The sequence below is a fragment of the Nonomuraea rhodomycinica genome (assembly GCF_013363995.1).
Classification (GTDB): Bacteria; Actinomycetota; Actinomycetes; order Streptosporangiales; family Streptosporangiaceae; genus Nonomuraea; species Nonomuraea rhodomycinica.
Map to the genome: position 1 here is coordinate 64,396 of NZ_JABWGO010000003.1, position 17,622 is coordinate 82,017.

At 73.5% G+C, this 17,622-nt stretch carries 18 protein-coding genes; 13 read left to right on the plus strand and 5 right to left on the minus strand.

Translation table 11 applies throughout. From position 1 onward, the window contains the following. Positions 1–15 precede the first annotated feature (15 nt). A complete protein-coding gene (locus tag HT134_RS16060) occupies positions 16–1,167 on the plus strand; it encodes a PrsW family intramembrane metalloprotease (RefSeq protein ID WP_175601201.1) in 1,152 nt (383 codons plus the stop codon). Here the strand turns inward: HT134_RS16060 and HT134_RS16065 are convergent. Together HT134_RS16065 and HT134_RS16070 are read right to left on the minus strand one after the other, a co-directional pair. After that, positions 1,139–1,867, minus strand: a complete 729-nt coding sequence (locus HT134_RS16065) for a SanA/YdcF family protein (RefSeq protein ID WP_246364504.1) — start codon at positions 1,865–1,867, stop codon at positions 1,139–1,141. The genes HT134_RS16060 and HT134_RS16065 overlap by 29 nt on opposite strands. A 62-nt stretch (positions 1,868–1,929) precedes the next feature. Then, on the minus strand, positions 1,930–2,916 hold the full coding sequence (locus tag HT134_RS16070; protein ID WP_312888150.1) for a COX15/CtaA family protein: 987 nt from the start codon (positions 2,914–2,916) through the stop codon (positions 1,930–1,932). A gap of 129 nt (positions 2,917–3,045) precedes the next feature. Between HT134_RS16070 and HT134_RS16075 the strand changes: the two genes are divergently transcribed. From HT134_RS16075 to HT134_RS16095, 5 genes are read left to right on the plus strand one after another with little or no spacing between them, the layout of a single operon-like run. Then, complete coding sequence (locus HT134_RS16075) at positions 3,046–3,939, plus strand: dihydrodipicolinate synthase family protein (RefSeq protein ID WP_175601203.1); 894 nt, start codon at positions 3,046–3,048, stop codon at positions 3,937–3,939. After that, complete coding sequence (locus HT134_RS16080) at positions 3,936–4,937, plus strand: proline racemase family protein (RefSeq protein ID WP_175601204.1); 1,002 nt, start codon at positions 3,936–3,938, stop codon at positions 4,935–4,937. Before HT134_RS16075 ends, HT134_RS16080 begins: the two co-directional genes overlap by 4 nt. Then, positions 4,934–5,923: a proline racemase family protein gene (locus HT134_RS16085; RefSeq protein WP_312888151.1), complete on the plus strand. Its 990-nt coding sequence runs from the start codon at positions 4,934–4,936 to the stop codon at positions 5,921–5,923. Before HT134_RS16080 ends, HT134_RS16085 begins: the two co-directional genes overlap by 4 nt. A 4-nt stretch (positions 5,924–5,927) precedes the next feature. Further along, the gene (locus HT134_RS16090; RefSeq protein WP_175601205.1) at positions 5,928–6,902 is read left to right on the plus strand and encodes an ornithine cyclodeaminase family protein; all 975 of its coding nucleotides are present in this window, start codon (positions 5,928–5,930) and stop codon (positions 6,900–6,902) included. A gap of 4 nt (positions 6,903–6,906) precedes the next feature. After that, positions 6,907–7,590 (plus strand): GntR family transcriptional regulator, encoded by a 684-nt coding sequence (locus tag HT134_RS16095; RefSeq protein ID WP_175601206.1) that lies wholly within the window; start codon positions 6,907–6,909, stop codon positions 7,588–7,590. Between the two features lie 42 nt (positions 7,591–7,632). Here HT134_RS16095 and HT134_RS16100 read toward each other — a convergent pair whose 3' ends face one another. Beyond that, the gene (locus tag HT134_RS16100) at positions 7,633–8,541 is read right to left on the minus strand and encodes an EamA family transporter (RefSeq protein ID WP_175601207.1); all 909 of its coding nucleotides are present in this window, start codon (positions 8,539–8,541) and stop codon (positions 7,633–7,635) included. 160 nt (positions 8,542–8,701) lie between these two features. Between HT134_RS16100 and HT134_RS16105 the strand changes: the two genes are divergently transcribed. Further along, positions 8,702–9,868: an MFS transporter gene (locus HT134_RS16105; RefSeq protein WP_175601208.1), complete on the plus strand. Its 1,167-nt coding sequence runs from the start codon at positions 8,702–8,704 to the stop codon at positions 9,866–9,868. A 36-nt stretch (positions 9,869–9,904) separates the two neighbouring features. On the opposite strand, the gene HT134_RS16110 is transcribed toward HT134_RS16105, so the two are convergent. Continuing rightward, complete coding sequence (locus HT134_RS16110) at positions 9,905–10,684, minus strand: ABC transporter permease (RefSeq protein WP_175601209.1); 780 nt, start codon at positions 10,682–10,684, stop codon at positions 9,905–9,907. Continuing rightward, positions 10,681–11,589, minus strand: coding sequence for an ABC transporter ATP-binding protein (locus HT134_RS16115; protein ID WP_175601210.1), 909 nt, complete (start codon positions 11,587–11,589; stop codon positions 10,681–10,683). The genes HT134_RS16110 and HT134_RS16115 overlap by 4 nt, the downstream gene beginning before the upstream one ends. A gap of 217 nt (positions 11,590–11,806) precedes the next feature. On the opposite strand from HT134_RS16115, the gene HT134_RS16120 reads away from it, so the two are divergent. The 6 genes from HT134_RS16120 to HT134_RS16145 all read left to right on the plus strand — a co-directional run bounded on the left by HT134_RS16120 (position 11,807) and on the right by HT134_RS16145 (position 17,621). After that, a complete protein-coding gene (locus HT134_RS16120; RefSeq protein WP_175601211.1) occupies positions 11,807–12,583 on the plus strand; it encodes a VOC family protein in 777 nt (258 codons plus the stop codon). Positions 12,584–12,676: 93 nt separating this feature from the next. Then, a complete protein-coding gene (locus HT134_RS16125; protein WP_175601212.1) occupies positions 12,677–13,981 on the plus strand; it encodes a multidrug effflux MFS transporter in 1,305 nt (434 codons plus the stop codon). Between the two features lie 91 nt (positions 13,982–14,072). Next, positions 14,073–14,774 carry a helix-turn-helix transcriptional regulator gene (locus tag HT134_RS16130; RefSeq protein ID WP_312888152.1) on the plus strand — a complete coding sequence of 234 codons (702 nt, stop codon included), beginning with the start codon at positions 14,073–14,075 and terminating at the stop codon, positions 14,772–14,774. Then, positions 14,771–16,183: a Fe-S cluster assembly protein SufB gene (sufB, locus tag HT134_RS16135; RefSeq protein WP_175601214.1), complete on the plus strand. Its 1,413-nt coding sequence runs from the start codon at positions 14,771–14,773 to the stop codon at positions 16,181–16,183. Before HT134_RS16130 ends, sufB begins: the two co-directional genes overlap by 4 nt. Continuing rightward, positions 16,183–17,307 carry a Fe-S cluster assembly protein SufD gene (gene sufD, locus HT134_RS16140; RefSeq protein WP_175601215.1) on the plus strand — a complete coding sequence of 375 codons (1,125 nt, stop codon included), beginning with the start codon at positions 16,183–16,185 and terminating at the stop codon, positions 17,305–17,307. The genes sufB and sufD overlap by 1 nt, the downstream gene beginning before the upstream one ends. Continuing rightward, positions 17,304–17,621: a non-heme iron oxygenase ferredoxin subunit gene (locus HT134_RS16145; protein WP_175601216.1), complete on the plus strand. Its 318-nt coding sequence runs from the start codon at positions 17,304–17,306 to the stop codon at positions 17,619–17,621. The genes sufD and HT134_RS16145 overlap by 4 nt, the downstream gene beginning before the upstream one ends. Position 17,622: the final 1 nt, after the last annotated feature.

Here is a 17,622-nt window from a genome sequence, read left to right on the forward strand (position 1 = left end):
CGTTAAAGTCACCGTATGACGTCCCGTGATCCACGCTGGGTGTTGAAGGACCGCCCGTCGTTCGCGTTGATCACCGGGCTGGTCCTCACCGGCATCTGTGCGCTCGTCTCGCTGTCCTTCGACGTGATCAACGGCGCGCCCGTGCAGTTCGTCATCGCGCTCGTGCTGGCCCTGGCGCCCGTGCCGCTGCTGCTGGCCGCGGTGCTCGCGCTCGACCGGATGGAGCCCGAGCCGCGCAGCAACCTGATCTTCGCCTTCGCCTGGGGCGCGGGCGTCGCCGTGCTCGTCGCCGGTCTGATCAACTCGCTCAACCTGCACTACGTCACCGACACGGCCAACGTGTCGGCGGCCAGCGCCCGCAACCTGGTCGCCACCTTCGGCGCGCCCGTGGTCGAGGAGACCATGAAGGGCCTGGTGCTGCTCGGGCTGCTGCGCTTCCGCCGGGCCGAGCTCGACGGGCCCACCGACGGCGTCATCTACGCGAGCATGGTGGGTCTCGGCTTCGCGATGAGCGAGAACGTCAGCTACTACGTCCAGGCGCTCAACTCCGAGGCCGGCGGCGTGGGCCTGGCCGTCACCGTGGTGCTGCGCGGCATCCTGTCGCCGTTCGCGCACCCCCTGTTCACCTCGATGATCGGGGTGGCGGTGGCCTACGCGGCCCACCGCCAGGGCCCCGAGCGGGTGTTCTCCATCATGGCCGGCTGGGCCGGTGCGATGGTGCTGCACGGGCTGTGGAACGGCATGGTCTCCTACGGCGGGTTCCGCGGCCTGGTGATCGCCTACGCCACGCTGCTGGTGGTGCTGGCCGTGCTGATCGCGGTGGTCTTCCGCGACCGGCGGCGCATCGTCGCGCTCCTGCAGCGCTACCTGCCGCCGTACGAGCCGACGCGGCTGGTCGACGCCGGCGACATCCACATGCTGTCCGCGCTGCCCCGGCGCCGCAAGGCCCGGCAGTGGGCCCGCGCCCACGGCGGCAAGCGGGGCCTGCGGGCCATGCGCGACTACCAGCTCGCCGCCACCGAGCTGGGCCTGCTGCACGAGCGGGCCGCGCGCCGCGTGGTGGACGAGGACGCCTTCCACGAGGAGCAGCGGGCGCTGCTGGAGATCATGAGCATGTCGCGGGCGCAGTTCCCGGCGGTCAGCGGGAGCGGGCCAGGATCGTGGTGAGCGAGCTCTCGCGCGGGCCGGGGAAGACCGGCTCGGAGTGCAGCAGCAGGGCGTCGGCGAGGCCCTTGGCGGTCGCGGCCAGCTCCCGGGTGGCGTAGACGTAGGTGGTGGCGGCCAGCCGCCGGGTCGAGTCGTCGCCCACGCCGAAGGTCTCCAGGCCGGCCGCCCGGCACAGCGTCACCGCCCGGGGCAGGTGGAAGGCCTGGGTCACCACGGTCACCCGGCGGGCGCCGAACACCTGCCGGGCCCGTACGCAGGAGTCCCAGGTGTCGAAGCCGGCGTAGTCCAGGACCATGACGTCCGGGGGCACGCCCCGCGCGGCCAGGTAGCCGGCCATCGCCGACGGCTCGTCGTACTCCCTGCGGCTGTTGTCGCCCGACAGGAGCACGGCCCTGACCTTGCCCGTCCGGTACAGCTCGGCGGCGATGTCGAGCCGGCCGGCCAGCATGGCGGAGGGGCGGCCGTCGTACAGGCCGGCGCCGAGCACCAGCGCCGCCTCGGCGCCGGGCACCCGCGCCCGCCAGCCGGGCTCGCCGGCGACCACGCGGTGGGGCGCGCTGCCGAACCAGGCCCAGGTCATCGGGGCCAGGGCGAGCACGCTGAGCAGGACCGCCCCCTGGTAGGCCCGGCGTAACGCGGGCCGGGAGGGACGGCGTGCTCGAAGCGCGGCACCCCGGAAGGAGCGGACAAACAGCCGCAAAACTGCACCTCGCCTCGGTGGGGGAGTGGCCGACTTCTCACCCCATACCCTGGCATAACCGCTCAGACGGCGGCGGGCACTCCGGTGGGGGAGGGGGCGGGGGCCTCCTCGGCGGCCTCACGCACGCGCAGCGCCGTGACGGCGCGCAGCGCGAAGATCCACACCAGCGTCGCGCCGAGGACGTGCACCCCCACGAGGAACGCGGGCACGGCCAGGAAGTACTGGGTGTAGCCGATCACGCCCTGGAGCAGCTCCACCCCCAGCAGGGCGAGCGCCGCCCGCCGGGCCTCGCGCGGCGCGCCGGTCACCCGCAGCGCGAACGCCAGCGCGAACGTCAGCCCCACCACCAGGTAGGCGACGTCGGCGTGCAGCCGCACCACGCTCTCGATGTCGAGGTCGAAGCGCGAGGCCAGCTCGTCGCCCGAGTGCGGGCCCGTGCCGGTCGCCGTCACGCCGGCCAGCAGGAGGGCGAACACCGCCGGGACCAGGACGTGGCCGAGGCGGCGGATGTCGCGGTGGACCAGCGGCCGCACGGGGCCGTCGCCCTCCCGGGTGCGCCGGTAGAGCACCCAGCAGGCGGCGACCAGCCCGATCGACAGGAGGAAGTGCACGCTGACCGTGAACGGGTTGAGCATGGTCCTGACCACCAGGCCGCCCCACAGCGCCTGCGCCACGACGCCCAGCGGCTGGAGCAGGGTCAGCAGGAGCAGGGACCGGCGGACCGGCCGCAGCCGCAGCGCCGACAGCAGGCAGGCGACCCCGACCGCCAGCACGAGGAACGTGACCAGCCGGTTGCCGAACTCGACCAGCATGGTCGCCATCGAGAGCTCGGGGTGCGCCACCGGCACGAAGCTGTCGGGCGTGCACCGCGGCCAGGTCGGGCAGCCGAGCCCGGAGCCGGTGACGCGGACGGCGGCGCCGCTCACGGTGATGCCGGCGTTGGCCACCACGGACGCGAGCGCCCAGCCGCTGAACGACTCCGCCGTGGGATGCCACGGCGACAGCAGGAGCCGGACGAGGCGGTTCGGGTGGTCCGTGGATTGCTTCACGTCATCGATGGTATGGGCCGGGGAGGGCGGTCCCGTCACCGGGGAACGCCTCTTCTCAGCGGGAAAAGTATGTGACATATTACTGCTCGGGAACTCCGCAACCCCCTCGGCCGACCTGGAGGACTTGTCATGACCGAGCGCGTCCGACCCTGGCACGGGGTCATGGTGGCCACCGCGCTGCCCCTGAGCGACGACCTCACCGTCGACCTCGACCGGTACGCCGAGCACTGCCGGTGGCTGGTGGACCAGGGCTGCGACGGGATCGTGCCCAACGGCTCCCTCGGCGAGTACCAGACCCTCACCCCCGACGAGCGCGCCCGCGTGATGGAGACCGCCGTGGCGGCCGTCGGCGGAGCGAACGTGATGGCCGGGGCCGGCGCGTACGGCGCGGCCGAGTCGCGCGCCTGGGCCGAGCGGGCCGGTGAGGCCGGCTGCGGCTCGGTGCTGCTGCTGCCGCCGAACGCCTACCGGGCCGGCGAGGACGCCGTCCTCGACCACTACCGCGAGGTGGCCAGGGCGGGCGTGCCCGTCGTCGCCTACAACAACCCCTACGACACCAAGGTGGACCTGACGCCCGCCCTGCTGGCCCGGCTCTTCGACGAGGGGCTCATCGTCGCGGTCAAGGAGTTCAGCGGTGACCCGCGCCGGGCGTACGAGATCGCCGAGCTGGCGCCGGGGCTCGACCTGCTGGTCGGCTCCGACGACGTGCTCCTGGAGCTGGCCGTGGCCGGGGCCGTCGGCTGGGTCGCCGGCTACCCGAACGCGCTGCCCGCCTCCAGCGTCGAGCTCTACCGGGCCGCGACCGCGGGGGACCTCGGCACCGCCCTGCCGCTCTACCGCCGGCTGCACCCGCTCCTGCGCTGGGACTCCAAGACCGAGTTCGTCCAGGCCATCAAGCTGTCCATGGACATCGCCGGCCGCCACGGCGGGCCGTGCCGGCCGCCGCGCCTCCCGCTGAGCGCCGAGCAGGAGGCCGTCGTGCGTGCCGCCACCGAGAAGGCGCTCGCCGAGGGCCTGCGATGAGGACCAAGCGCGTCTTCCACGCCGTCGACTCCCACACCGAGGGCATGCCGACCCGCGTCGTCACCGGCGGCGTCGGCGTCGTCCCCGGCGCCACCATGGCCGAGCGGCGGGTGTACTTCCGCGACCACCTCGACCACGTCCGGCGGCTGCTCATGAACGAGCCACGCGGCCACGCCGCCATGAGCGGAGCCATCCTGCAGCCGCCCACCCGGCCGGACGCCGACTGGGGCGTGCTGTTCATCGAGGTGTCGGGGCTGCTGCCCATGTGCGGCCACGGCACCATCGGGGTGGCCACCGTGCTCGTCGAGACCGGCATGGTCGAGGTGACCGAGCCGGTCACCACCGTGCGCCTGGAGGTGCCGGCCGGGCTCGTCGTGGCCGAGGTCGCCGTCGAGGACGGCATGGCCACGTCCGTGACGCTGCGCAACGTGCCGTCCTACAGCGACCGGCTGGACGCCTCCGTCACCGTGCCCGGGTACGGCGACATCCGCTACGACCTGGCCTACGGCGGCAACTTCTACGCCATCGTCGACCTCGACGCGTACGGGCTGCCGTTCGACCGCAAGGCCAAGAACGAGATCCTGGCCGCAGGCCTGGCCACCATGGCGGCGATCAACGCCGCCGACGAGCCGGTCCACCGCGAGGACGGGCGCATCCGCGGCTGCCACCACGTCTACTTCGCCGGGCCGGGCTCCGACGCGCGCCACTCGCGGCACGCGATGGCCATCCACCCCGGCTGGTTCGACCGCTCCCCGTGCGGCACCGGCACGAGCGCCCGCATGGCGCAGCTCCACGCCCGGGGCGAGCTGCCCCTGGGCCGCGACTTCGTCAACGAGTCGTTCATCGGCACCCGCTTCGTCGGCCGCCTGCTGGAGGAGGCCACGGTCGGCGGCGCTCCGGCGGTGGTGCCGTCGATCACCGGCCGCGCCTGGGTCACCGGCACGGCCCAGTACTTCCTCGATCCGCGCGACCCGTTCCCGGAGGGTTTCGAGCTGTGAGCGCACTCGGCATCGTCACCACGATCGACTACCACACCGGCGGGGAGCCGTTCCGCGTCGTCACCGGCGGGGCTCCCGAGCTGCCCGGGACGAGCGTGCTCGACCGCCGCGAGCACGCCCGGCGCCCGGGGAGCCAGGCCGACCGGCTGCGGCGGCTGCTCTGCCACGAGCCGCGCGGCCACGCCGACATGTACGGCTGCTACCTCGTCCCGCCCGACGACCCGGGGGCCCACCTCGGGGTGCTGTTCTGGCACAAGGACGGCTTCTCCACCGCCTGCGGGCACGGCACGATCGCGCTCGGCGTCCACGCGGTCCGCGAGGGCCTGGTGGCCGCCGCGCCCGACGGGGAGACCGACGTCGTCGTGGACGTGCCGTCGGGCCGCGTCACCGCCCGTGTGCGGTGCTCCGGTGGGCGGATCGAGGCGGTCACGTTCGTCGGCGTGCCGTCGTTCGTGCTGGCCCGCGGCGTCCCGGCGGACGGCACGAGCGTGGACCTCGCCTACGGCGGCGCCGTCTACGCCAGCCTGCCGGCCCGCTCCGTCGGGCTGGAGGTGCGCGCCGGGCACCTGACCGAGCTGATCGCCCGCGCCCGCCGGATCAAGCGCGACCTGGAGGGCCACCCGGCCACCCGGCACCCCGCCGACGAGCGGCTGTCCGGCGTCTACGGAGTGATCTTCCACGACGAGCTGCCCGGCGAGGACGGGCGGGTCCGCCAGCGCAACGTCACCGTGTTCGCCGACGGCGAGGTGGACCGCTCGCCGTGCGGGTCCGGCACGGCCGCGCGGCTGGCGCTCCTGCACGACGAGGGCGTGCGCGAGCCGCTGGTCCACGAGAGCGTCGTCGGCTCCGTCTTCCGGGCCCGCGTCGCCCGGGTCACCGCGGAGGGGGTGGTGCCGGAGGTGGAGGGCATGGCCTACCGCACCGGCCGGCACGCCTTCGAGCTGGACGCGGACGACCCGCTCGGCGCCGGATTCGTGCTGCGGTGACCTCATGACGGATGATCTGACCGCGCTGCCGTACCTGGACGCCGGCACCCTGCGGCGGCTGGTGCCCATGGTCCGGGCCGTGCGCGTCCTGGAGGACGCCCTGCGCGCCGGGCTCGACCCTGAGGACACCCCGCTGCGCACCGCCGCGGACCTGCCCGGCGGCCAGCTCCTGCTCATGCCGGCCGCGGCGGGCCGCTACGCCGGGGTCAAGGCCGTCACCGTGGCCCCGGGCAACCCCGGGCGCGGGCTGCCCCGCATCCAGGGCACGTATCTGCTGTTCGACGGCGGCACGCTGACGCCGCTGGCCGCCCTCGACGGGGTGGCGCTCACCTCGCTGCGCACCCCGGCGGTCTCCGCGCTGGCCGTCCGGCACCTGGCGGAGCCGGACGCGAGCGAGCTGCTGGTGTTCGGCACGGGACCGCAGGCGTACGGGCACGCCGAGGCGCTCGCCGCGGTGCGCCCCGTGCGGAGCGTCACCGTCGCCGGCCGCGACCCCGGCCGCGCCGAGGCGCTGGCCGCCCACTGCCGCGCCGCCCTCGGCCTGCGCGCCCGGGCGCTGCCCGGGACCGGCGACGGCCCGCAGCTGCGCGAGGCGGTCTCCCGGGCCGACCTCATCGCCTGCTGCACCACCGCCCGGCTGCCGCTGTTCGCCGGCGTCCTGCCGCGCGACGGCGCCACCGTCGTCGCCGTCGGCTCCCACGAGCCCGACGCCCGTGAGCTGGACGACGACCTGGTCGCCCGCTCCACCGTGGTCGTCGAGGCCCGCTCCTCGGCCCTGGCCGAGGCGGGCGACGTGATCGTGCCGATCAGCCACGGTACGATCACCACTGGCCATCTCGCCGGGAACCTCGCCGAGCTGATCGCCGGCCGCCTGACCCCGGGGCCCGGGCCCCGCGTCTTCAAGAGCACGGGCATGGCGTGGGAGGACCTGGTGGTGGCCGCCGCCGCGTACGAGGCGTGGGACGTTGGGAGTGGATGAGCGGATGGGCGCGGAGCACCGGCTCGACCTGCCGGAGGTCGGAGAGCGGCAGAGCCTGCGCGAGCAGGTGGCCCACGCGCTGCGCGCCGCGCTGGTCACGGGGGAGATGCGCCCCGGCGTCGTCTACTCGGCGCCCGTGCTGGCGCAGCAGTTCGGGGTCTCGGCCACGCCCGTCCGCGAGGCGATGCTCGACCTGGCCAAGGAGGGCCTGGTCGAGGCCGTGCGCAACAAGGGCTTCCGGGTCACCGAGCTGTCCGCGCGCGACCTGGACGAGCTGACCGAGCTGCGCCGGCTGATCGAGGTGCCGACCGTGGCCCGGCTGGCCGACGACGCGCCCGCCGGGGAGTTCGCCCGGCTCCGGCCGCTGGCCGAGGACATCGTGGCCGCCGCCGAGCGCGGCGACCTGCTCGCGTACGTGGACGCCGACCTGCGCTTCCACCTGGAACTGCTGGCGCTGTCGGGCAACTCCCGGCTGGTGTCGGTGGTCACCGACCTGCGCAACCGGGCCCGCCTGTACGGCCTGTCGCAGCTGCCGGGCGAGAAGCTGGCCTCCTCGGCCCGCGAGCACCTGGCGCTGCTGGACGCGCTGGAGGCGGGCGAGCGTGACGCGGCGGGGCACATCATGGCCGAGCACATCGGCCACGTCCGCGGCATCTGGGCCGGCCCGGGCGCGGCCTCCGGCGCCTAGCCGCGGGCGCGGCCTCCGGCACCCGGCCGCGCGGGCGCCCGGTCAGCGTGACCGGGTCGCGCCCAGGCTGGCCGCCACGATGCTGGCGATCGCCGCCCACTGCTGCAGGTGCAGCACCTCGCCCAGCACCACGAGCCCGACCATCGCCGCCACCGCCGGCTCCAGGCTCATGAGGATGCCGAACACGTGCTTGGGCATCCGCCGCAGCGCGTTCAGCTCCAGCGAGTACGGGATCACCGACGACAGCAGCCCCACCCCGAGCCCGATCAGCACCAGCTCCGGCTGCAGCAGCTCGGCCCCGCCCGTCGCGACGCCCACCGGCGCGACCAGCACGGCCGAGACGATCATCGCGAACGACAGCCCGGTCGTCCCGGGGAAGTGCTTGCCCGCCGCGGCCGACAGCAGGATGTAGGCCGCCCAGCAGGCGCCGGCCACCAGGGCGAAGCCGATGCCGACCCAGCTCACGCTCTGCGACTGGCCCCACGGGGCGAGCAGCGCCACGCCCAGCCCCGCCAGCCCGACCCACAGCAGGTCCAACCGGCGCCGCGACGCGGCCACGGCCACCCCGAGGGGGCCCAGGAACTCGATCGCCACCGCGATGCCCATCGGCAGGCGCGACAGCGCCTCGTAGAACGTCAGGTTCATCACGCCGAGCGTCACGCCGAAGCCGAGCCCGACCGCCCACGCGCGCCACGACATCCCCCGCAGCTTCGGCCGGGCCACCACGCCCATGATCAGCGCGCCCGCCATGATGCGGAGGAACACCACCGCGCTCGGCGGCAGCGCCGCGAACAGCTCCTTGGCGAACCCCGCCCCGAGCTGCACGGAGAAGATCCCCAGCAGGACGAGCCCCGACGGCGGGACCGAGCCCGCGGCCGAGCGCAGCAGGCTGCCCGGCCGCGGCAGTCCGGATCTGCGGTCGTAGGGGTCGTCCAGGGCGAAGGCGGTCACGATGCTCCTCTGGGCTGCGAAGACAGGCGCGATCAGGCGATGAAAGAGGGGCCGGTTACGGCAATGTGCCGAGGATAGTCAACGGCCTCGACATATCCCCACTTAGGGTGGTAGGACCGGAATTCGGTGCCCTCGACCGCCCCCGTCACGCGCTGGAGACATGACCGCACCCGCACAGCCCGTCGCCCTGGTGCGGCCGCCGTCCGCCCTGTCCGCCGCCTCCCTCGTCAGCAGCTTCGACCGCTTCGCCGTCGGCCCCATGCTCGTCCTGATCGCCCTGGACCTGCGCGTGACGCTCGCCGCGGCGGTCGCGGCGGCGAGCGGCTACTACCTCGCCTACGGCCTGTCCCAGCCCCTGTGGGGCGTGCTGTCCGACCGGTACGGGCGCGTGCCGGTGATGCGGGGCGCGCTGCTGGGCGCCACCGCGGCGGGCCTGGCCTCCGCGTTCATGCCGGGCCTGGTCCCGCTGGTCGCGCTGCGGGTCGTGGCCGGCGCCTGCTTCGGCGCGGTGATCCCCACCTCCCTCACCTACGTGGGCGACACCGTCGCCGCGCCGATCCGCCAGCGCGCCCTGTCGGACCTCATGGGCGCGACCGCGCTGGGCACGGCCGTGGCCACCGGGTTCGGCGGCGTGCTGGCCGACCTGGTGAGCTGGCGCGTCGTCTTCACCACCTCCGCCCTGTGCGCCCTGGCCTGCGCGCTCGGCCTGCGCTCGGTGCCCGAGCCGCCCCGGGGCGCCGTCGCCGGGCTCGGCGCCCACCTCGGCGCGGTGCTGCGGGAGCGCTGGGCGCTGCTGGTGTTCGCGCTGGCGTTCGTGGAGGGCGCCGTGCTGCTGGGGCTGCTGCCCTTCCTCGCCACCGCCCTCCAGCACCACGGGGTCACCGCGGCGGTGGCGGGCCTGGCCACCGCGGTCTACGGCGCGGGGCTGTGGCTGCTGACCCGGCTGGTCAAGCGGCTGTCGCGGCGCTGGTCCGCGCCCGTGCTCATCGCCGTGGGCGGCTCCCAGCTCTGCCTGGGGTACGCGCTGGTCGCCGTGCACGTGAGCCTGGTGACCGTGACGGCGGCGGCGCTGCTGTTCGGCGGCGGCTGGTCGTTCATGCACTCGTCGCTGCAGACGTGGGCGACCTCGGTCGTGCCCCACGCCCGGGGGACGGCCGTGGCGTTCTTCGCGGCGGCGCTGTTCATCGGCAGCGCGGTCTCGTCGTCGGCGGCCGGGCCCCTGGCCGGCGCCGGCGCGTACGGGCTGCTGTTCGGCGTGGCCGCGGCGGTGGCGTTGCCCCTGACGGCCGTGGCGGTCGTGGCCCGGCACAGGTGGCGCACCCCCTGAGGGCGGTCCCGTGGACCCGGGCCAGGGGCGCGGGGATCACTCCCAGCGGAACGTACGCGAGGCCAGCCCCAGGCACAGCACCGCCCACGCGGCCAGCACTCCGAGCGCGCCCAGCGGCAGCGCGCCGCCCGACAGCACCGTCCGCAGCCCGCCGGTGAGCGCCGAGATGGGCAGCACCTCCAGCGCCGGCCGCACCGACTCGGGCAGCTTCGACAGCGGGAACATCACCCCGCCCGCCCCCAGCAGCACCAGGTAGACGAGGTTGGCCGCGGCCAGCGTCGCCTCGGCCCGCAGCGTGCCCGCCATGAGCAGCCCGAGCCCGCTGAAGGCCGCCGTGCCCAGCACGATGAGCAGCGCCGCCGCCGCGAACGACCCGTGAGGTCGCCAGCCGAGCGCCAGTCCCACCGCCACGACCACCACGACCTGGATGAGCTCCACCGCCAGCACGGCCGCCGTCTTGGCCAGCATCAGCCCGGCCCGCGACAGCGGGGTCGCCCCCAGCCGCTTCAGCACGCCGTAACGCCGCTCGAAGCCGGTCGCGATCGCCTGCCCGGTGAACGCCGTGGACATGACCGCCAGCGCCAGCACGCCCGGGGCGAGGAAGGCCACCCGGCTGCCCCCGCCGACGTCGATGAGCGGCGCCAGCGTGAACCCGGCCAGCAGCAGCACCGGGATGACCAGGGTCAGCAGGAGCTGCTCGCCGTTGCGCAGCGTCGCCCGCACCTCGGCGCCCGCCTGGGCGAGCACCATGCGCGGGAACGGCGCCGCCCCGGGCGCCGGGGTGAGGTCCAGGGCCGCCGTGTCCGGCGTCGTCATCGCAGCTCCCTGCCGGTCAGTTCGAGGAAGACGTCCTCCAGCGTGCGGCGCTCGATGCGCAGGTCGTCGGCCGTGACGCCCTCGGCCGCGCACCAGGCGGTCACGGTGGCCAGCAGCTCCGGGCCCACCAGACCCTCCACGATGTAGTGGCCGGCCGGCGACTCCTTGGCCGCGCTGCCCGACGGCAGCGCGTTGAGCAGCTCCTCCAGCGCCAGGCCGGGCCGGGCGCGGAAGCGCAGCTGCCGCTCGGCCCCGGTCAGCGCCGCGGGGCTGCCCTCGGCCACGACCCGCCCGCCGTCGATGATCACCACGTGGTCGGCCAGCCGCTCGGCCTCGTCCATGTGGTGGGTGGTCAGCAGCACCGCCACGCCCGCGGCGCGCAGGTCGGCCACGAGGTCCCAGCAGGCGTGGCGGGCCTGCGGGTCGAGCCCGGCCGTCGGCTCGTCGAGGAAGACCAGCTCCGGCCGGCCGACCACCGCCGCGGCCAGCGACAGCCGCTGCTGCTGGCCGCCCGACAGGCGGCGGTACGGGGTGCGCGCGTGGGCGGCCAGGCCCAGCCGGACGAGCAGGGCGTCGACGTCGAGGGGACGGGCGTAGAAGCGGGAGACCAGGCGCAGCCACTCGCCGCAGCGCGTCGCGGGCGGCACGCCGCCCGACTGGAGCATGACCCCCACCCGGGGCCGCAGCGCCGGGGTCGCGGGCGGCAGGCCCAGCACGCGCACGGTGCCCTCGTCGGCCTCGCGGAAGCCCTCGCAGATCTCCACCGTGGAGGTCTTGCCCGCGCCGTTGGGCCCGAGCACGGCCGTCACCGCGCCACGGGCGGCGCGCATCGACAGGCCGTCGACCGCTGTGGTGCCGCCGTAGCGCTTGACCAGGCCGATGATCTCGACGGCTGGGGAGTCCATGGCCACGAGTCTAAGGAGTGCGCGGAGCGGTCCCGTGCGCAGCCCGGGCCGCGGGCCGCCCGGATTCCCGGCCGCGTACGCGGCGCTGGCCGGATATGGCCACCTGTTTACCGCGCGTTTCCCGGCGAGGGCCCCGGCCGGGTGAAAGCCTGATGGCGGGGTGAGTCGGGCGGCGGCCGCGAGGAGGCGGCGGCCGGGGACGGCAAGGAGGGTTCCCATGTCAGAGCGCAGCGGCTACGAGCCGGGTGTCCCGTGCTGGGTGGATCTGTCGAGCGCGGACGTGGAGGCGTCGGTGCGCTTCTACGGCGAGGTCTTCGGCTGGCGGGCCGAGCTGAGCGACGATCCCGCGGCCGGGGGCTACGGCCAGTTCTTCCACGGCGACAAGCGGGTCGCCGGCGTGGGACCCCTGCACGACGACAGCATGCCGTCCCACTGGAACAGCTACATCGCCGTCGAGGACGCCGACGCGACCGCCGACCGGATCAAGAACTCCGGCGGCACCGTCGTCGCCGGGCCGATGCAGGTCATGGAGGAGGGCCGGATGGCGGTCTTCCAGGGGCCGGACGGCGCGTACGCCTCGATCTGGCAGGCGGGCCGCCACCACGGCGCCGACCTGGTCAACGAGCCGGGCGGGTTCTGCTGGAACGAGCTCGTCACCCGCGACCCCGAGGCCGCCGAGCGGTTCTACCACGCGGTGTTCGGCTGGGAGCCCCGCCCGCAGCAGCTGGACGGCGTCACCTACACCGAGTGGCACGCGGGCGGCAGGGGAGTCGCCGGGATGATCGAGATGGGGCCGATGTACCCGCCGGAGACGCCCTCGCACTGGATGGTCTACTTCGCGGTCGCCGACCTCGACGCGGCCGTCGGAGCCGCGCGGCGGCGCGGCGCGGAGGTCTTCGTCGACTCCATGGACTCGCCGCCGGGCCGGTTCGGCATGTTCCAGGACCCGCAGGGAGCGGCACTCTCGGTCATCCAGCTCCGCGAAAATCAGTAAAAATCAGATGACCGGGAATTAGGAGGACTTTACCGCTGTTCCTCTCCCTCGGCCCTCGTGGGCCGCACGCCTGCGAGGGAGAGGGGTACGCGCATGTCCGTGGCGCCGGCGTCACCGTCCGCATCGGCATCATCGGGATCCAGTCTGTCAGGGTCCGCGAGCGGCGAGGAGGGCGCCCTCCGCCCGAAGCGGGCCGGCGCCCTGCTGCTGTTCGTGCTCGGCGCGCTGTCGGCCATCGGCCCGCTGTCCATCGACATGTACCTGCCGGCGCTGCCCGCCATCACCGGGGAGCTGCTGAGCACCCCCGCCCAGGTGCAGCTCACGCTGACGGCCTGCCTCATCGGCGTCTCCGTCGGCCAGGTCGTCGCCGGGCCGGTGAGCGACGTGCGCGGGCGCAGGGCGCCGCTGCTCGTCGGCGTCGCCGGGTTCGCGGTGGCCTCGCTGCTGTGCGCGTTCGCGCCGAACGTGCCGGTGCTGATCGCGCTGCGGCTGCTGCAGGGCGTCCTCGGCGGCGCCGCCCTGGTGATCGTGCGCGCCGTGGTGCGCGACCTGTACGACGGCCCGGCCATCGCCCGCATCTTCGCCACGCTCATGCTCGTCAGCGGCCTGGCGCCGATCCTCGCCCCGGTGGCCGGCGCCCAGCTCCTGTCGTTCACCTCGTGGCGCGGCGTGTTCGTCGCGCTCAGCCTGACCGGCGTGGTGCTGCTGCTGGCCGTGGTCGCCGGCGTCCGGGAGACGCTGCCGGCGGACAAGCGGGAGAGCGGCGGGCTCGGGCACACCCTGCGCACCTTCGGCCGGCTGCTGCGTGACCGCCCGTTCATGGGCAGCGCCCTGACCGCCGGCCTGGGCTTCGCCGCGATGTTCTCCTACATCTCCGGCTCGCCCTTCGTGATCCAGGAGGTCTACCACGCCACGCCCCAGCAGTACTCCCTGATCTTCGGGCTCAACGCGCTCGGCCTGACCGTCATGGCCCAGGTCGGCGGGCGGCTCGCGGGCCGCGTCTCGCCCGTGCGGCTGGTCTTCGCCGGCCTCGCCGTCGCGGTCGCGGGCGCCGCGCTGCTGCTGGCGGCCGCGGTGACCGGGCTGGGCCTGGCCGGGATCGTGGCGGGGCTGTTCGTCATCATGTGCGGCCAGGGCCTGGTGCTGCCGGGCACCGGCGCGCTCGCCCTGGCCGGGCAGCCGCCGCAGGTCGCGGGCAGCGCCTCCGCGCTGCTCGGGGTGCTCCAGTTCGCGCTGGGCGCCCTCGCCGCGCCGCTCGTGGGCCTCGTGGGCTCGGGCTCGGCGACGCCGATGGCCACCGTCATGCTGGCGCTGCTGGCCCTCGCGGCCGTCGTCTTCGCGGTCGTGCGGGGCCGTCCGGCGACGGCGCTCCAGGCCGCCGAGCAGGGGATTAGGTAAGCCTTACCTGCGTGAGAAATTGCATTGACCCTTTCCCAGGATCCGTTTGTGGGGCGGGAAGGAATTACGGCACACTGATGTTGTGAAAAACGTGCCCACCACGATCGAGCCCGGCAGCGAGCGCAGCACCCGCGCGCGCGTGGCCCGGCTCATCCTGGAGCACGGTCCCGTCGCGGCCGCCGCGCTGGGCGAACGGCTCGGGCTGACCCCGGCCGCCGTCCGCCGTCACCTCGACGCGTTGCTGTCCGACGGGATGATAGAGCCTCGCACGGTACGACCACGCGGCCAGCGCGGGCGCGGGCGGCCGGCCAAGCTGTTCGCCATCACCGACGCGGGGCGCAGTGCCTTCGAGCACGCCTATGACGACCTGGCCGGGAGCGCGCTGCGTTTCCTGGCCGAGCGCATGGGGGACGAGGCGGTGACCGACTTCGCCCGCTCGCAGGTCTCCGGCCTGCTGCGTAGGCTGGAGCCGGTCATGCGCGAGGTGCCCGCCGAGCAGCGGGTCGAGGTGCTGGCGCAGGCGCTCTCGGCCGAGGGCTACGCCGCGTCGGCCAGCAAGGCCAAGTCCGGCGGAGACCAGCTCTGCCAGCACCACTGTCCGGTGGCGCACGTGGCGGCGGAGTTCCCTCAGCTCTGCGAGGCCGAGACCGAGGCGTTCGCCCGGGTTCTCGGCACCCCCGTGCAGCGCCTGGCCACGATCGCCCACGGCGACGGGGTCTGCACCACACACGTCAGCCCGCAATCGCTGGGTGATCCCGCACATAGAGACAAGAGCAAGGAGACCGGAAGGTGACTGTCACCGACCGCCCGGAGCTGGAAGGCCTCGGGAATTACAAGTTCGGCTGGGCCGACCCGGATGCCGCCGGGGCGGCGGCCAAGCGTGGCCTGTCCGAGGACGTCGTGCGCAACATCTCCGGGCTCAAGAACGAGCCGGAGTGGATGCTCGACCTTCGCCTGAAGGGCCTCCGCCTGTTCGACAAGAAGCCGCTGCCCACCTGGGGCTCCGACCTCAGCGACATCGACTTCGACAACATCAAGTACTTCGTCCGCTCGACGGAGAAGCAGGCCGCCTCCTGGGACGAGCTGCCCGCCGACATCAAGAACACCTACGACAAGCTGGGCATCCCCGAGGCCGAGAAGCAGCGGCTCATCGCCGGCGTCGCCGCCCAGTACGAGTCGGAGGTCGTCTACCACAAGATCCGTGAGGACCTTGAGGAGAAGGGCGTCATCTTCGTCGACACCGACACCGGCCTGCGTGAGCACGAGGACCTGTTCAAGGAGTACTTCGGCTCGGTCATCCCGGTCGGCGACAACAAGTTCGCCGCCCTCAACACCGCCGTGTGGTCCGGTGGCTCGTTCATCTACGTGCCGCCGAACGTCGAGGTCGAGATCCCGCTCCAGGCGTACTTCCGGATCAACACCGAGAACATGGGCCAGTTCGAGCGGACCCTGATCATCGTGGACGAGAACTCCTACGTCCACTACGTCGAGGGCTGCACCGCGCCGATCTACTCGTCCGACTCGCTGCACTCCGCGGTCGTCGAGATCATCGTGAAGAAGAACGCCCGCTGCCGCTACACGACCATCCAGAACTGGTCGAACAACGTCTACAACCTGGTGACCAAGCGCGCCGTCGCCTACGAGGGCGCCACCATGGAGTGGATCGACGGCAACATCGGCTCCAAGGTCACGATGAAGTACCCGGCCGTCTACCTCATGGGCGAGCACGCCAAGGGCGAGACGCTGAGCGTCGCCTTCGCCGGCGAGGGCCAGCACCAGGACGCCGGCTCCAAGATGGTGCACCTGGCGCCCCACACCAGCTCCAGCGTCATCTCCAAGTCGGTGGCCCGCGGCGGCGGCCGCACCTCCTACCGCGGTCTCGTGCAGATCGAGGAGGGCGCCCACGGCAGCGCCAGCACGGTCAAGTGCGACGCGCTGCTCGTCGACCAGATCAGCCGCTCCGACACCTACCCCTACGTCGACGTCCGCGAGGACGACGTGTCCATGGGGCACGAGGCCACGGTCTCCAAGGTCAGCGAGGACCAGCTGTTCTACCTCATGAGCCGCGGCCTCGACGAGGACGAGGCGATGGCGATGATCGTGCGCGGCTTCGTCGAGCCGATCGCGCGCGAGCTGCCCATGGAGTACGCGCTCGAGCTCAACCGGCTGATCGAGCTGCAGATGGAAGGAGCCGTCGGCTGATGGGCCTGAACGAGAAGCCCCTGTCGACCCTGCACGAGAAGGCGTCGTACGACCTGGCCGACTTCGACGTGCCGACCGGGCGCGAGGAGGCGTGGCGCTTCACCCCGCTCTCGCGCCTCAAGGGCCTGCACAACGGCAAGGCGGAGGCCACCGGCCAGCTCGTCGTCCAGGCCTGGACCCCCTCCGGCGTGAGCGCCGAGTGGGTCGGCCGCGAGGACCCGCGCATCGGCCGCGCGTACGTGCCGGCCGACCGGGTCAGCGCCCAGGCCTACAACGCCTTCGAGAAGGCGCTGGTCATCACGGTCCCCAAGGAGGCGACTCCCGAGGACCACATCAAGGTCGAGCTGCGCGGCGGCGGCGCCGACGGCGCCTCCTACGGCCACATCGTGGTCGTCGTCGAGCCGCTGGCGCAGGCCGTGGTCGTCATCGAGCACCAGGGCAGCGCGGTCTACGCCGACAACATCGAGTTCGTCGTCGGCGACGGCGCCTCCCTCAAGGTCGTCAGCCTCCAGGACTGGGAGGACGACGCCGTCCACGTCTCCCACCACCACGCCCAGCTCGCCAAGGACGCCACCTTCCGCAGCTTCGTGGTGACGCTCGGCGGCGACCTCGTGCGGCTGTCGCCCAGCGTGTCCTACACCGGCCCCGGCGGCGACGCCGACCTGGCCGGCGTCTACTTCGTGGACGCGGGCCAGCACCTGGAGCACCGCCTGCTGGTCGACCACTCGCAGCCCCACTGCAAGAGCAACGTCGACTACCGCGGCGCCCTGCAGGGCGAGGACGCGCACGCCGTCTGGATCGGCGACGTGATCATCCGCGTCGAGGCCGAGGGCACCGACACCTACGAGCTCAACCGCAACCTCATCCTCACCGACGGCGCCCGCGCCGACTCGGTGCCCAACCTGGAGATCCTCACCGGCGAGGTCGCCGGCGCGGGTCACGCCTCGACGTCGGGCCGCCTCGACGACGAGCACATCTTCTACCTCCAGGCGCGCGGCATCCCCTTCGACGAGGCCCGCCGCCTGGTCATCCGCGGCTTCCTCGGCCAGCTCATCGAGCGCATCGAGATCGACGAGATCCGCGAGCGCGTCATGGGCGCGGTGGAGGCGGAGCTCGCGCGATGAGTTTCGAGAAGGTGTGCAGCGTGTCCGACATCCCCGACGGCGGGGTGCTCGGCGTGGAGGTCGGGGAGACCCCCGTCGCGCTCGTCCGCAAGGGCGACGAGGTCTTCGCGCTGCACGACATCTGCTCCCACGCCGAGGTCAGGCTCAGCGAGGGAGAGGTCTACGACGACACGCTGGAGTGCTGGCTGCACGGCTCGTGCTTCGACATCCGCAGCGGCAAGCCCACCGGCCCGCCCGCGACCAGGCCCGTGAACACCTACACAGTCAAGATCGACGGCGATGACGTCCTCGTCTCGCTCTCGAAGGAGTCATAAG

Bases quoted from the DNA above. Each gene is read 5' to 3' on its own strand.
- HT134_RS16060 (WP_175601201.1), top strand. From the start codon at position 16: ATGACGTCCCGTGATCCACGCTGGGTGTTGAAGGACCGCCCGTCGTTC.
- HT134_RS16075 (WP_175601203.1), top strand. From the start codon at position 3,046: ATGACCGAGCGCGTCCGACCCTGGCACGGGGTCATGGTGGCCACCGCG.
- HT134_RS16080 (WP_175601204.1), top strand. From the start codon at position 3,936: ATGAGGACCAAGCGCGTCTTCCACGCCGTCGACTCCCACACCGAGGGC.
- HT134_RS16090 (WP_175601205.1), top strand. From the start codon at position 5,928: ATGACGGATGATCTGACCGCGCTGCCGTACCTGGACGCCGGCACCCTG.
- HT134_RS16095 (WP_175601206.1), top strand. From the start codon at position 6,907: ATGGGCGCGGAGCACCGGCTCGACCTGCCGGAGGTCGGAGAGCGGCAG.
- HT134_RS16105 (WP_175601208.1), top strand. From the start codon at position 8,702: ATGACCGCACCCGCACAGCCCGTCGCCCTGGTGCGGCCGCCGTCCGCC.
- HT134_RS16110 (WP_175601209.1), bottom strand. From the start codon at position 10,684: ATGACGACGCCGGACACGGCGGCCCTGGACCTCACCCCGGCGCCCGGG.
- HT134_RS16115 (WP_175601210.1), bottom strand. From the start codon at position 11,589: ATGGACTCCCCAGCCGTCGAGATCATCGGCCTGGTCAAGCGCTACGGC.
- HT134_RS16120 (WP_175601211.1), top strand. From the start codon at position 11,807: ATGTCAGAGCGCAGCGGCTACGAGCCGGGTGTCCCGTGCTGGGTGGAT.
- HT134_RS16125 (WP_175601212.1), top strand. From the start codon at position 12,677: ATGTCCGTGGCGCCGGCGTCACCGTCCGCATCGGCATCATCGGGATCC.
- sufD (WP_175601215.1), top strand. From the start codon at position 16,183: ATGGGCCTGAACGAGAAGCCCCTGTCGACCCTGCACGAGAAGGCGTCG.
- HT134_RS16145 (WP_175601216.1), top strand. From the start codon at position 17,304: ATGAGTTTCGAGAAGGTGTGCAGCGTGTCCGACATCCCCGACGGCGGG.